Annotated in this window: 12 protein-coding genes; 6 read left to right on the top strand and 6 right to left on the bottom strand. The window is 74.5% G+C overall.

What is annotated here, in order from left to right; all coding sequences use genetic code 11:
• Nucleotides 1–4 precede the first annotated feature (4 nt).
• Nucleotides 5–436, top strand: a complete 432-nt coding sequence (locus QE405_RS02575) for a hypothetical protein (RefSeq protein ID WP_307198657.1) — start codon at nucleotides 5–7, stop codon at nucleotides 434–436.
• A gap of 27 nt (nucleotides 437–463) precedes the next feature.
• Here QE405_RS02575 and QE405_RS02570 read toward each other — a convergent pair whose 3' ends face one another.
• The 6 genes from QE405_RS02570 to QE405_RS02545 all read right to left on the bottom strand — a co-directional run bounded on the left by QE405_RS02570 (nucleotide 464) and on the right by QE405_RS02545 (nucleotide 5812).
• Nucleotides 464–1621 (bottom strand): GDSL-type esterase/lipase family protein, encoded by a 1158-nt coding sequence (locus tag QE405_RS02570; protein ID WP_307198656.1) that lies wholly within the window; start codon nucleotides 1619–1621, stop codon nucleotides 464–466.
• Between the two features lie 87 nt (nucleotides 1622–1708).
• The gene (locus QE405_RS02565) at nucleotides 1709–2737 is read right to left on the bottom strand and encodes an ROK family protein (protein ID WP_307198655.1); all 1029 of its coding nucleotides are present in this window, start codon (nucleotides 2735–2737) and stop codon (nucleotides 1709–1711) included.
• Between the two features lie 7 nt (nucleotides 2738–2744).
• Nucleotides 2745–3686 (bottom strand): ROK family glucokinase, encoded by a 942-nt coding sequence (locus QE405_RS02560; protein ID WP_307198654.1) that lies wholly within the window; start codon nucleotides 3684–3686, stop codon nucleotides 2745–2747.
• Nucleotides 3683–4153, bottom strand: coding sequence for a hypothetical protein (locus QE405_RS02555; protein ID WP_307198653.1), 471 nt, complete (start codon nucleotides 4151–4153; stop codon nucleotides 3683–3685). The genes QE405_RS02560 and QE405_RS02555 overlap by 4 nt, the downstream gene beginning before the upstream one ends.
• Nucleotides 4150–5376 carry an ArsA family ATPase gene (locus QE405_RS02550; protein WP_307198652.1) on the bottom strand — a complete coding sequence of 409 codons (1227 nt, stop codon included), beginning with the start codon at nucleotides 5374–5376 and terminating at the stop codon, nucleotides 4150–4152. Before QE405_RS02550 ends, QE405_RS02555 begins: the two co-directional genes overlap by 4 nt.
• Nucleotides 5369–5812, bottom strand: a complete 444-nt coding sequence (locus QE405_RS02545) for an SRPBCC family protein (RefSeq protein ID WP_307198651.1) — start codon at nucleotides 5810–5812, stop codon at nucleotides 5369–5371. Before QE405_RS02545 ends, QE405_RS02550 begins: the two co-directional genes overlap by 8 nt.
• A 114-nt stretch (nucleotides 5813–5926) precedes the next feature.
• Here QE405_RS02545 and QE405_RS02540 point away from each other — a divergent pair, with 114 nt between their 5' ends.
• From QE405_RS02540 to QE405_RS02520, 5 genes are all read left to right on the top strand, one after another.
• On the top strand, nucleotides 5927–7717 hold the full coding sequence (locus QE405_RS02540) for an AMP-dependent synthetase/ligase (protein WP_307198650.1): 1791 nt from the start codon (nucleotides 5927–5929) through the stop codon (nucleotides 7715–7717).
• Between the two features lie 254 nt (nucleotides 7718–7971).
• Nucleotides 7972–8706, top strand: a complete 735-nt coding sequence (gene cpaB / locus QE405_RS02535; RefSeq protein WP_307198649.1) for a Flp pilus assembly protein CpaB — start codon at nucleotides 7972–7974, stop codon at nucleotides 8704–8706.
• Between the two features lie 39 nt (nucleotides 8707–8745).
• Nucleotides 8746–9939, top strand: coding sequence for an AAA family ATPase (locus tag QE405_RS02530; protein ID WP_307198648.1), 1194 nt, complete (start codon nucleotides 8746–8748; stop codon nucleotides 9937–9939).
• A gap of 5 nt (nucleotides 9940–9944) precedes the next feature.
• On the top strand, nucleotides 9945–11618 hold the full coding sequence (locus QE405_RS02525; RefSeq protein WP_307198647.1) for a CpaF family protein: 1674 nt from the start codon (nucleotides 9945–9947) through the stop codon (nucleotides 11616–11618).
• The gene (locus QE405_RS02520; RefSeq protein WP_307198646.1) at nucleotides 11618–13555 is read left to right on the top strand and encodes a type II secretion system F family protein; all 1938 of its coding nucleotides are present in this window, start codon (nucleotides 11618–11620) and stop codon (nucleotides 13553–13555) included. The genes QE405_RS02525 and QE405_RS02520 overlap by 1 nt, the downstream gene beginning before the upstream one ends.
• Nucleotides 13556–13557 lie beyond the last annotated feature (2 nt).

Below are 13557 nucleotides of genomic sequence, written 5' to 3'. Positions count from 1 at the left end.
CGGCGTGAACCGCGGCGCCGACGACGAGGCCTGGCGCGCGATCGTCGAGAACTACGGCGACCGCGCCGAGCTCGACGACACCTGGGACACCGCGGACGCCGCGGGTCCCCCGGAATCCCCGGAGTCACCCGAGGACGCCGGGACGCCGGGGGGCGACGAGCCCGACGCGGCCCGGTCGCGACGCCCGGAGCCGGAGGAGCGCTACGTGCCCCCGCCCCCGCCGCCGCTGCCCCGCCCGGCGCCGCCCCGCCTCGCGGCGTGGACGGGCGTGCTGGGCATGCCGGTGCTGGTGCTCGTGCTCATCGTGCTCCAGATCGCCGTGCCCCCGTGGGCGACGACCGGGATGGTGCTGTGGTTCCTCAGCGGGTTCGCCTACCTGGTGGCGTCGATGCCGGCCCAGCGACCCGACGACGGCGACGACGGCGCGCGGGTCTGAGCCCGTCCGCCGGCACGATCAGCCGGGTCAGCTCGTCGGCGTGCGGCCGGTGACCTCGGTGGTCCACCGCTCGTCGCTGAGGGCCGTGCCGCGGGCGGGGCGCAGCCGCAGCTCGTAGGAGTGTCCCGGGGCGAACCCCTCGAGCAGCTGCTCCTCCGCGCCCCACCCCGAGGTGGCCAACGGCGTCCAGCGGCCCCCGGTGGTGAGGTCGCGACCCTCGATGTGGACCTCGGTGATGCCGCGCGGCAGCGACCAGGCGAGCCGCAGGCTCGTGGGGCTCCGGTCGACGACGCGCGCGCCCTCGACCGACCGGTCCGGTCCCGGCGCGGGGAGGTCGTGCACGGTGGGCGGCTTCTCGGCGTACCCCAGCTCCGACAACGCCGCGACCACCTCGTGGGCGATCGCGATCTCGCCGACGGCGTTGGGGTGGATCCCGTCCCAGGTGTCGTCGTCCGCGTCGTACCCCTCCGGCACCCGGGCGAGCGCCACCCGCGACCGCTCCGTGGTCAGCTCGGCGGCGAGCGCCCGGATCTGCTCGTTGATGGCGGGCACGCCCGCCAGCCAGGTGGTGGTCTGCTCGGCGAGCACGAGGTCGGCGTACGGCGCGACCGAGCGCACGTCGTCCACGATGGCGCGCAGCCCCGCGGCGACGACGTCCGGGTCGTGGCCCTGGAGGGCGTCGTTGACGCCGAGGGAGACGACCACCAGGTCGGGCCGGGTCGCCGCGGTGAGACCCACCACGTCGTACTCGGGGTCCGTGGCGGTCATGCCGGCGACGCCGGCGTGGTCGCGGTCGAAGTCGGGATCCGCGTAGTCCTCGAGCCGCTCCTTGGTGACCGGGTCGACCGTGTCCGTGCGGTAGCCCACGAAGTCGGGCACGACGCCCTGGGCGACCAGCGTCTCGTAGGCGCGGTAGCGCCACGTGTGGTCGCCCGTCATGCCCTGCGTGATGGAGTCGCCGACGAGCAGGATCCGCGGCTGGCGGGCCACCGCGTCGCCGCGGGTCGTGCCGGCGGCGCCGGAGGCGTCGGTGCGGGGGGTCTCGCCGGTGCGGTGCAGCGCCGCGTCGATCGCGCCGGCGGCGCCGTCCTCGGCGGAGGCGTGGGCGATCCCGACCGCGGCCACCAGGGCGGCGACCGACGCGACGACGAGGACGCGGAACCCGCGCTCGTGCCACATCGCCATGCTCGCTCCGTCCCCGTCCGGCTCGTGTCGCGCCCGCCGATCGGCTCCGGTCGACGCCGGTCCACGCCGGGCGGGCGCCGGTGGAGTCTAACGAGCGGCCGGAGAGCCTCCGAATCGCGCAGCGGCGAGCGCGGCCGCGCCGACGATCGCCGCCTCCGGCCCCAGCGCGGCCGGCCGCAGCGGGGGTACGACGCGGTGCGGCGCCCCCACGAGCGAGCGCCCGAGGGCGGCGCGCGCCGGGTCGAGCAGCAGGTCGCCGACCGCGCTCACCCCGCCGCCGACGACGACGATCTCGGGGTCGAGCGCGGCGACCAGGTTGGCGATGCCGACCCCCAGCCAGTCCCCGACGTGGCCGAACGCCTGCAGGGCGACGAGGTCGCCCGCCGCGGCGGCGTCGGTGACCATCGGACCCGTCAGCCGGTCGGGGACACCGCCGCACCAGTCGTCGAGCACCGTCGGCTCCCGCCCCACGCGGGCGCGGGCGAAGGCGACGAGGGCGTTGCCCGAGGCGTACTGCTCCCAGCAGCCCCGGCCGCCGCACTCGCAGGCCACGCCGTCGGGCACGACCTGCTGGTGGCCGAACTCGCCCGCCATGCCGTTGCGGCCGCGGAGCAGGCGGGGCTCGCCACCGCCCGACCCGGCGCCCGAACCGGCGCTGGATCCGGTCTCGGGGCCGAGCACGACGGCGCCGCCGATCCCCGTCCCGACGGTGACCGTGAGGGACAGGGAGGCGCCGCGGGCCGCGCCGTACCGGTGCTCGGCCCAGCCGGCGGCGTTCGCGTCGTTGTCGAGCAGCACGGGAGCACCGAGAGTGGCCTCGAGCCGGCGCCGTACGGCCTCACCGCGCCACGGCAGGTGCGGGGCGAACATGACCCGCTCCCCCGCCCCGTCGACGAAGCCCGCGGCGGCCAGTCCCACGGCCGCCACCGGGCGACCGTCGACGACCTCCTCGACCGCCTCCGCCACGGTGCTCTCCAGGAGCAGCACCGAGCTGGTGCGGCCGGGGGTGCGGCGCACGGCGACGTCCTGCACGGCCCCCGCGGCGTCGACGACCCCGGCCAGGATCTTCGTGCCCCCGACGTCGACCCCGACGTGGACGGGACCGGGCTCGCTCACGGTGCGGTCACCGCCGGGCCAGGTCGGCGGCGCCGATCATCCCGGCGTCGTTGCCCAGCTCCGCGAGGCGGATCTCCGGCGCGGGCCGGTGCCCCCGGCCGCTGAGGGTGCGGAGGAAGGTCTCGCGCAGGCTGCCCATGAGCAGGTCACCCGCCGCGGAGACGCCGCCGCCGACCACCACGACGCCCGGGTCCAGCACGGCGACGAGGGACGAGATGCCCTCGCCCAGCCACCGGCCGAGGTCGGAGAGCTGCTCGACGCAGAACGGGTCGCCCGCGGCGGCCAGCTCGGTGATCATCGGGCCGGTGATCGCGTCGACGTCGCCACCGGCGCGGTCGACCAGCGCGCGGGCGAGCAGGGAGCCCCGGGCCTCCTCGCGGGCGCAGCGGACGAGGGCGGACCCGCTCGCGTACTGCTCCCAGCAGCCGTGGTTGCCGCAGCCGCACAGGCGGCCGCCGTGCACGACGCGGAGGTGACCGATCTCGGCCGCGATGCCGAAGGCGCCACGGCGGAGCGCACCGTCGGCGACGATCCCGCCGCCCACGCCCGTCCCGACGGTGACGAGCAGCAGGTCCGAGGCGTGGTGACGGCCGGCACCGAACGCGAACTCGCCCCACGCCGCCGCGTTGGCGTCGTTCTCGATGACGACGGGCAGACGCAGGCGCGTGGACAGCTCGGCGCCGAGGGGCTCGTCGCGCCACGCCAGGTTGGGGGCGAACAGCACGGTCGAGCGTCCGGCGTCGATGAAGCCCGCCGCCCCGACCCCGACCCGGTCGACGGGGTGGTGACGGGACAGCTCGCGCACGAGCCCCACCACCGTGTCGGCGATGGCGGCGCTGCTCGTGGCCGGCGACTCCGCGCGCAGCCGCGCCAGGACGTTGCCGTCGTCGTCGACGACGCCGCCGGCGATCTTGGTGCCGCCGATGTCGATGCCGCACGCCAGGCTCATGAGGGGCCTCCCTGCGGGAACCCGAAGGGCTCCCCGTCGTCGAGGTCGTCGAGGTCGATCCGCTCCACCCCGTCCGCGCGCTGCGACGGGGAGGTCCGCTCCCCGCGCGGCGGGGTGCTGGCGGCGGCGAGCAGCCCGGCGGCGGCCTGCATCAGCGACGCGGCCGCCGAGGCGAGGTGGTCGCGCACCTCCGGCGCGCACTCGCGGAGCAGGTGGACACCGCGGCAGATCGGGCAGTAGGTGCACTCGGGCGCACCCGTCGCGAGGTGCTCGTCGACCGCCGACGCCGCACCGGCGGCACCCGCGGCCGCGGCCGACGCCGCACCGGCGGCCGCGTCGGCGACGCCGTGCCCCAGGTCGCCGCCGTGCTCCCTCGCCCAGTCGGCGAGCGCGCCGATCAGCTTGGCGGCCTCCTCGCCCACCGAGCCGACCTGCTCCTGCTCGCCCGTGCCGTCCGCACTGCTCACGTGACTCTCTCTCCCGACCGTTCTCCCGATCGCTCTCCCGGCTGCTGGGCCGGCCGCTCCTCGAAGCGGACGCGCAACCGGCCGTCCTCCACGCGGGCGCCCGCGATCCGCATCCGCGCCAGGCCCGCCGGCAGCGTCAGGAGGCGACGATACGACCCGACGGTCACGACGAGCTCGTCGCCGTTGCGGGCGAGGGCGACGTCCTTCCGCGCGACCAGCGGCAGCGCGAGGCCGATCTCCGCACGGCCCTCGGCGAGCTCGACCGTGTAGGGCCCGGAGCCGCTCGGCGGCGCGACGGGGTCGTCCGCGCCGTACACCTCCGCCGCGAGGCCGGCGAGCTCCTCGGGGCCGACGGGCTCGGCGGTGCGGTACTCCGAGCGCCACAGCGGCAGTCCCTCGAACGACGCCGCGGCCTCGGCGAGCACCTCGCGCTGCGCCGCGACCCATCCGGCGCGCCAGGGATCGGCGCCGTCGCCGGGGAAGACGCGGTTGGCCACGACGCCGTCGACGCGGTAGCCGAAGAGCGAGAGCATCGTGTAGGCCCGCCGGGCCTCCGCGAGCACGACCCGCTCGGGGGTGAGCACCACCCGCACCGAGGCGGTCGGCCCGGTCAGCAGGTCCCGCACGTCCCGCAGGTCGGCGTGCAGCCGCTCGACGGCGTCGAGCACGGAGTCCCCGGGCATGGGTACGCCGGCGGCGCGGCCCAGCACGGGCTTGAACGCCCGCAGGAGGGTGCGCTGGGTCGGGAAGATGCGCTGCATGTACCACCCGAGGGCCTCCGGCAGCGCGAGCAGGCGGAGCGTCTCGGCGGTGGGGGCGCAGTCGACGACGAGCAGGTCCCAGCGACCCGACCGGGCCTGGTGGTGCAGCTCGAGCAGGGCGAGCACCTCCTCGGCGCCGGGCAGCACGGTGAGCTCCTCGGCGGCCACGCGGTCGACGCCGACCACGTCGAGCACCGAGAGCAGGTAGCGCTGGACCTCGGCCCACGACTGCTCGAAGCGGAGCTGGGCGTCGACCTGCTGCACCCACAGCCCGTCGGCCACCGCCGTCGGCTCCGCCGCGACGGGCACGCCGTAGGCGTCCGCGAGGGAGTGGGCCGCGTCGGTGGAGAGCACGAGGGTGCGCAGGCCGCGCTGCGCGGCGAGTGCGGCGGTGCCCGCCGCCAGGGTCGACTTGCCCACGCCCCCCTTGCCCGTGAGGAGGAGGACGCGAGGGTCAGGCAAGACCCTCGACGCGCTTCTTGAGGCCCTTCAGCGCCGTGTCGATGAGGATCTTCTCGCCCCGCCGGCGCAGCATCCCGATGAGCGGGATGGTGACCTCGAGCGCGAGGCGGTAGGTGACCTCGGTGGAACCGGTGCCGAGGTCGCGCAGCGTGTAGGCACCGTCGAGGGCGCGCAGGATCCCGCCCTGGTCCAGCACCCAGGTGACCTCGGTGTCGCCGTGCCACGTGTAGGCCAGCGTGTACTCGTCCTTGATGGGGGCCACGTCGAGGACGAACCGCACCTTGCGGGGACGCTCCCCCGCCGCGCCGGGCTCGACGACCTCGACGCTCTTCATGCCGGTGGCCCACTGCGGGTAGGCCGGGAAGTCCGCGATGACGGCCATGACCTCGGCGGGAGGGGCGTCGATCACGATCGTGGACGACGTCTGCTCTGCCACTGCGACCTCCGCGCGCTCGGGGACTGCCCCTGGGTGTCTCGACCGGGCCGGCCGACGCTCGGCGAGCGTACCGGATCGACCTCCGCCCGCCCGCGGGCCGGTAACGTGCGGCTCGTGCGCGAGTACTCCACCCCGTTGACCATCGAGATCCCCAGCACGGGCAACCTGACGGACGACGTCGTCCGCAACGCCGCCGAGGCGCCGGACGCCCCCGTGCTCAGCCGCCCCGACGGGCGCGGGGGGTGGGTCGACACGACCGCCAGCGGCTTCCTCGCCGAGGTGCGGGCCGTCGCGAAGGGGCTCGTGGCCGCCGGGGTCGCCCCCGGCGACCGGGTGGCCCTCCTGTCGAAGACCCGCTACGAGTGGACGCTCCTCGACTACGCGATCTGGTTCGCGGGCGCCGTCGGCGTGCCCGTCTACGAGACCTCGTCGGCCGACCAGATCTCCTGGATCCTCACGGACTCCGGCGCCGTCGCCGTGCTCGCGGAGACCGCGGAGCACCTCGAGCGCGTCGCCGCCGCCCGGTCGGGGGCGACCGCGCTCCAGCACGTCTGGGGCATCGACGACGGGGCCGTCGCCACGCTCGAGGCGCTGGGGGCCGACGTCCCCGACGCCGAGCTGGAGGCCCGCCGCACGGCGGCGACCCCCGGCGACCTGGCCACGCTGATCTACACGTCCGGCACGACCGGGCGCCCCAAGGGCTGCGAGCTCACCCACGGCAACTTCATGTTCGAGCTGGGCGTGGCGGTCGACGAGCTGGACGAGCTCTTCGCCGAGGGCGCCTCCACCCTGCTGTTCCTCCCGCTGGCCCACGTCTTCGCCCGCATCATCCAGGTCGGCGCCGTGAAGCGGCGGGCGCGGATGGGCCACTCCGCCGACATCAAGAACCTCGTGCGGGACTTCGGGGTCTTCAAGCCGACCTTCATCCTCGCGGTGCCGCGGGTGTTCGAGAAGGTCTACAACACCGCCTCGCAGAACGCCGCCGCGGACGGGAAGGGCCGCATCTTCGACCGTGCGGTGGACGTCGCCATCGCCTACTCGCGCGGCCTCGACAACGGCCGCCCCTCGCTCGCGGTGCGGCTCCAGCACGCCGTCTTCGACAAGCTGGTCTACGCGAAGCTGCGCACCGCGCTCGGCGGCCGCTGCGGGTACGCCGTCTCCGGGGGCGCGCCGCTCGGGGACCGCCTGGGCCACTTCTACCGCGGGATCGGGCTCGTCGTGCTGGAGGGCTACGGCCTCACGGAGACCACGGGAGCCGTCACCGTGAACCTGTCCGACGCGGTCAAGATCGGCACCGTCGGCCGGCCCCTGCCCGGCACGGGCGTGCGCGTCGCCGACGACGGCGAGCTGCACTTCCGCGGCGGCCAGGTGTTCCGCGGCTACTGGGGCAACCCCGACGCGACCGCCGAGGCGCTGGACGCCGACGGCTGGTTCCGCACGGGCGACGTCGGCGAGGTCGACGACGAGGGCTTCGTGCGCATCACGGGCCGCAAGAAGGAGATCATCGTGACCGCAGGCGGCAAGAACGTCGCCCCCGCCGTGCTCGAGGACCGCCTGCGCGCCCACCACCTCGTCTCGCAGTGCATGGTCGTCGGCGACGGCCAGCCCTTCATCGGCGCCCTCGTCACCATCGACCCCGAGTCCTTCCCGGCCTGGGCCGCCGCCCACGGCAAGACCGGCACGGTCGCGGACCTCGTCGACGACCCCGACCTCGTGGCCGCCATCGAGTCCGCCGTCGACGACGCCAACCAGGCGGTGTCGAAGGCGGAGTCGATCCGCAAGTTCACGATCCTGCCCGTGGACTGGACCGAGGAGGCCGGTCAGCTGACCCCCAGCCTCAAGCTGAAGCGGAACGTGGTCATGCGCGAGTTCCGCGCGGAGGTCGACGCCCTGTACGGCGCCTGACCGCGCCCGCCGACCTCAAGGCCACCGCAAGATTGGCCGGAGGCTGCCGCAATGGCCTCAGAGTCGCCCCAGGTCAGCGAACTGGTCTAGACCAATAGGTGCACTTAGGGCGAATCGTCGAGATTGCGCCGCTCCCGGTCCGCGGATCGTGCAGGGTGCTGCATCGGGAGGGACGGTCGACGCTGCCTGGCTGCGCTGGGTACCGGAGGCGCGTCGTTCCCCGAAGGACGTCCCGCCTGAAAGGTGCAGCAGCGATGGATCGACGCAGGGTCCTCCTCATCGTGGCGGCCGTGGTCGCCGCCCTCGGCCTCGTGCTCGTCTTCGTGTGGGCCCGCGGCGCGGACGCCCGTGCGGACGCCCGCTACGACACCGTGGAGGTCTACAAGGCCGCCGAGCCGATCCAGCTCGGCGAGACCTTCGACGACGCGCTCAACACCGGCAAGATCGTCCGGGCCAACGTGCCCGAGGGCCAGCTCCTCGAGGGCTACGTCACCGTGGATACGGCCGGCCAGCTCGAGGGGCAGCTCGCGGCGATGGACATCGCGCCCGGCGAGCAGGTCACCACGGCGAAGTTCGCCGAGGAGGTGCGCACCGGCGTGGTGCTGCCGGTGCCCGAGGGGCGCGTCGCCCAGGCCGTCGAGCTCGACGACGCCGGCCGCGTCGCCGGCTTCGCCAACCCGGGCGACGACGTGGCGTTGCTCGCGGTGCTCGAGACCGGCGCGGGCATCGTGCTCATCCCCGACACCCAGGTGCTCGGCGTGGGCAGCTCCGGCGGCCTCGACGAGACCGACACCGGGGAGGGCACCGCCGAGGGCTCGACCGACCAGGTGGAGAACACGATCGTCACGCTCGCGCTCACCCCGGACGAGGCGCTCGACCTGACCAGCGCGATCGGCCAGGACGCCGTCATGTCCCTCGTGCTGCGCGGCGACGGCGTCGAGCTGACGCGCGGCCAGACCGTGTCGCTCGGCAGCATCACCACGCCCTGAGCGCCACCTCCCCATCCCCCCGACCCCAGCGAGGAGACCATGCCCGTCGTCGTCGACCCCGACAGCTCGGTCCTCGGTGACCTCCTGACCGCCCTGCCCCCGGGCGGCCACGGGATGGACACCACCGAGAAGCTCGCCGCCTGGCTGGACAACCGCCCCGACGAGTACGTCGCGGTCCTCGGCCCCGGCGTCGACTTCGCGGTCGCGCTCGAGGTGTGCGAGACCCTCCGCTTCACCCGGCCGACCGTGAGCGTCGTCGTCGTGCGCGACCATGTCGACACCGACGTGCTGACGAAGGCGATGCACGCCGGTGTCCGCGACGTCGTGCCGACGCGGGACCTCGCGGCGGTCAGCGGCGCCGTCGAGCGCGCCTACCAGCTGTGGATCGCCCTGCGTGGACCCGGCGGCGCCGCCCGCCAGGGCCGGATCGTCGCCTGCTTCTCCCCCAAGGGCGGGGTCGGCAAGACGACGGCCGCCGTGAACCTGGCCCTGGCGCTCGCCGACCGCGGTGCGCGCCAGGTCTGCCTGGTCGACCTCGACCTGGCGTTCGGCGACGTGGCCATCACGCTGCAGCTCTTCCCGTCGCACTCCATCGAGCACGCGATCGGCAGCGAGGACGTGCTCGACTTCCACCTGCTCGAGCCGATCCTCACGCGCCACGAGGACTCCCTCATGGTGCTCGCCGCGCCGAGCACGCCCGACGCGCGGGACCGGATCACGCCCACGCTCGTGGCCCGGACGCTCCGGGTGCTGGCCGAGAACTTCGACTTCGTCGTCATCGACACGGCGCCGGCCTTCGACGAGCTGACCCTGACGGCGCTCGACGAGGTCGACGAGTGCGTGATGGTCGCGACCCTCGACGTACCCACCCTGAAGAACGTCAAGGTCGCCCTCGAGACGATGGACGCGCTCGGGATCGCCCAGGGCCACCGCCACCTGCTCCTCAACCGCGCCGACGACGAGGTCGGGATCGGGGCGGAGAAGGTCGAGGCGATCCTCGGCCTGCGGATCGCCGCGCAGGTGGCGACGTCGGTGGAGATCGCCGCGGCGACCAACGCCGGCCGCCCCATCGTCGCCGCGAAGCCCGACCACGCCTCGAGCGCGGAGTTCCAGCAGCTCGCCACCCGGTTGTCCGGGACCCCGGCGGCACCCACCCCGGTGTCGACGATGAAAGCAACGACCCCGCAGAACCCGCGCGAGGAGCGTGGGGGCTTCTTCCGTCGCCGGAGGTGACCTTGATGAGCACGCTCGCCGAACGACTCGCCGCTGCCGCCGCCCGCCGCCAGGCGGAGGAGACCGCTGCCGCTCCGGTGCCCCCGCCGGCGCCGGAGCCCACCCCGGAGCCCGAGCCCGCGCCCGAGCCCGCGCCCGAGCCCGCGCCCGAGCCGGCGCCCGCGGCGGCTTCTGGCCCCGCACCGGAGCCCGCACCGCCGGCACCCGAGGCCATCCTCGATGCGACGATCGCCCGCTCGGTCGGCACGCTGGGCGCGACGCCCGAGCCGGCGGCCCCGTCGCTCGCGAAGCCCGTGCCGTCCGCGGGCCGGGCCGGCGAGACCGTCGGGCGGCACCGCCCCCTGCCCCCCAAGGCGGAGGTCGCGTCGACGTCGGGTCCCCGCAAGGTGCTCGCGGCCCAGCAGGCCGACCGGATCGAGGAGATCAAGGCCAGCGTCCACGGCCAGCTCCTGCAGCAGCTCGGTCCCCAGCTCTACGACGCGAAGATGGACCAGGCCGACCTGGAGGGTCGCGTCAAGGTGGTGCTCCAGGAGGTCCTGTCCGCGCAGGAGCGGCCGCTCAGCAGCGCCGACCGCCTGCGGGTGACCCAGGAGATCAGCGACGAGATCCTGGGCTACGGGCCCATCGAGGCCTACCTGCGCGACCCCGAGGTCTCGGAGGTCATGGTCAACGGTCCCCACCAGGTGTGGGTCGAGCGCGGCGGTCGGCTCGAGTCGGTCGACACCGTGTTCACCGACGAGGCGCACCTGCGCCGCATCATCGACAAGATCGTGTCCCGCATCGGCCGTCGCGTCGACGAGTCGAGCCCGATGGTCGACGCCCGCCTGCCCGACGGCAGCCGCGTCAACGCGGTCGTGCCGCCGCTGGCGATCGACGGCTCGGCGCTGACGATCCGGAAGTTCGCCGCCGACCCGTTCACCGTCGACGACCTGATCTCGTTCGGCTCGTTGACGCCCCGCACCGCGGACTTCCTCGAGGCCTGCGTGCGCGGCCGTCTCAACATCATCGTCTCGGGCTCCACCGGCGCCGGGAAGACGACGACCCTCAACGTGCTCTCGTCGTTCATCCCGTCCGACGAGCGCATCGTGACGATCGAGGACGCCGCCGAGCTCCAGCTCAAGCAGGACCACGTGGTGCGGCTCGAGTCGCGGCCGCCCAACATCGAGGGCAAGGGCGAGGTGCACATCCGCGACCTCGTCAAGAACAGCCTCCGCATGCGCCCCGACCGCATCATCGTCGGCGAGGTGCGCGACGCCTCGGCGCTCGACATGCTGCAGGCGATGAGCACGGGCCACGACGGCTCGATCGCGACGGCCCACTCGAACGGTCCGCGCGACACGCTCTCGCGCATCGAGACGATGGTGCTCATGGCGGGCATGGACCTGCCGATCCGCGCCATCCGCGAGCAGATGGCGTCGGCGATCGACCTGATCGTCCACCAGACCCGCTTCAAGGACGGCTCGCGCCACATCACGCACATCACCGAGGTGGAGCGGATGGAGGGCGAGGTCGTGACGCTGCAGGACGTCTTCGTCTACGACCACGGCGCGGGCTTCGACGCGGCCGGGCGCTCCCTGGGCCGCCTGCGCTCGACGGGCCTGCGCCCCAAGTTCCTGGAGAAGATGGCCTACCACAACGTCACCGTCGACCCGATGGTGTTCGCGCTGGACCGGCCGTGATGCGTCGCCGGACCGGGACTCCCCGAGCCGCACGGGCGGGTGCGCTGCTGGGCGCGCTCCTCCTGGGCGGGTACGCCGCGGCCCCCGCCCTCGCTGCCGAGCCGGGCGAGGTGTCGATCGACCTCATGGAGCCGGGCGAGTCGTCGTTGCGGGTGCTCGTGTCCCTCCCGGACGGGGTGCAGGCCGACCTCGACGACGTGCGGGTCACGCTCGACGGGCAGGACGCGCCGACGACGGCCGCGGTCGCGGGGAACCAGGTGCGCCGTACCGCCGTCCTCGCCATCGACACCAGCCTCTCCATGCAGGAGGACGACCGGATCGGCGCGGCGGAGACCGCCGCCCTCGCGTTCCTGGCGGCCGTCCCGGACGACGTCTTCGTCGGCGTCGTCACCTTCGACGACGACGCGCAGACGGTGCTCGAGCCGACCCAGGACCGCGCCGCCGCCGAGGCCGCCGTCAGCGACCTCGAGATGAACGCCGACACGGCGCTGTACGGCGGGGTCCAGGCCGCGGTGACGCTCACCGGCTCCGAGGGGGCGCGGCAGGTGCTGCTCCTCTCCGACGGCGAGGACAGCGTGGGCGGTGACCTGGCCGCGACCGTGCAGGTGCTGCAGGACGCAGGGGTGCGGCTCGACGCGGTCGCCCTCGACGAGGACTCCCCCGCCACCGCGCTCGGCCAGCTCGCGGCGGCGGGCAGCGGCGAGGTGGTCGCCGCCGATCCCGAGAGCCTCACCGCCGTGTTCTCGGAGCAGGCGCAGGCGATCGCGGCCCAGCTGGTGCTCGACGTCGAGGTGCCCGCCGGGGTCGACGGCGCCACGGCGCCCATCGCCGTCACGATCGGGTCCGCCGCCGGCCCGCTCGCGGCCTCGGCCGAGGCACCCCTGGGCGACCTCGGCAGCGCCACGACCGCGGACTCCGCGCCGCTCGTGGCCGCCCCCAGCACGGAGACCCTCGCGATCCCCGCCTGGGGCCTCTACGTCGGCGTCGCCGTCTGTGCCCTCGGGCTCGTCGCGGTGCTCGTGCTGGCGGTGCCCCGCCGGCCGGCGGCGCTGACCCCCGCCGAGCGCGTCACGACGTACGCCGAGACCGTGTCCGCGCGGCCGTCACGCCCCGCGCAGACGAAGGGCGCGGAGGACCCCTTCGCCACCACGAAGGCGGCCGCGACCAACGTCCTCAAGCGCAACCAGGGCCTCGAGGCCCGCATCGCGGCCCGCCTCGAGGGCGCCGGCAGCGCGCTGAAGCCGGCCGAGTGGCTGCTCGTGCACCTCGGCGTCTTCTTCGTGGTGGGGCTGCTCGGGCTGCTGCTCGGCGGCGGGAACGTGCTCATCGAGCTGCTGTTCCTCGTGCTGGGTGCGGTCGGTCCTTGGTTCTATCTCGGGCGGCAGCGGTCTAAGCGCCGAAAGGCCTTCAACGCGGCGCTGCCGGACACGCTGCAGCTGCTGTCCAGCTCGCTGGCCGCAGGCCTCTCCCTCGCCCAGGGGTGCGACACCGTCTCGCGGGAGGGCCGCGACCCCGTGGCGGGCGAGTTCAAGCGCGTGCTCGTCGAGACGCGGCTGGGCGTGGACCTCGACGTGGCGCTCGCCGACGTCGCCGAGCGCTACGAGAGCAAGGACTTCGGCTGGGTCGTCATGGCGATCCGCATCCAGCGCGAGGTCGGCGGCAACCTGGCCGAGCTGCTCGACACCGTCGCGGCGACGATGCGGGAGCGGGAGTACCTCCGGCGCCAGGTCGACTCGCTCGCGGCCGAGGGCAAGCTCTCCGCGTGGATCATCGGCGGCCTGCCCCCCGCCTTCGTGCTCTACCTCGTGCTGACCCAGCGGGACTACGTGATGCCCATGTTCACCGACCCCCGCGGGTGGGTGATGCTCGGCCTCGCCGGGGTGCTGCTGGGTACTGGCGTGTTCTGGATGAGCCGGCTCGTCAAGGTGGAGGTGTGACG

This window comes from Nocardioides zeae, assembly GCF_030818655.1.
In the GTDB taxonomy this organism is placed as follows: Bacteria; Actinomycetota; Actinomycetes; order Propionibacteriales; family Nocardioidaceae; genus Nocardioides; species Nocardioides zeae_A.
Note: the sequence above shows the minus strand (reverse complement) of the source record. Positions and strands in the feature narration are given on the sequence as shown.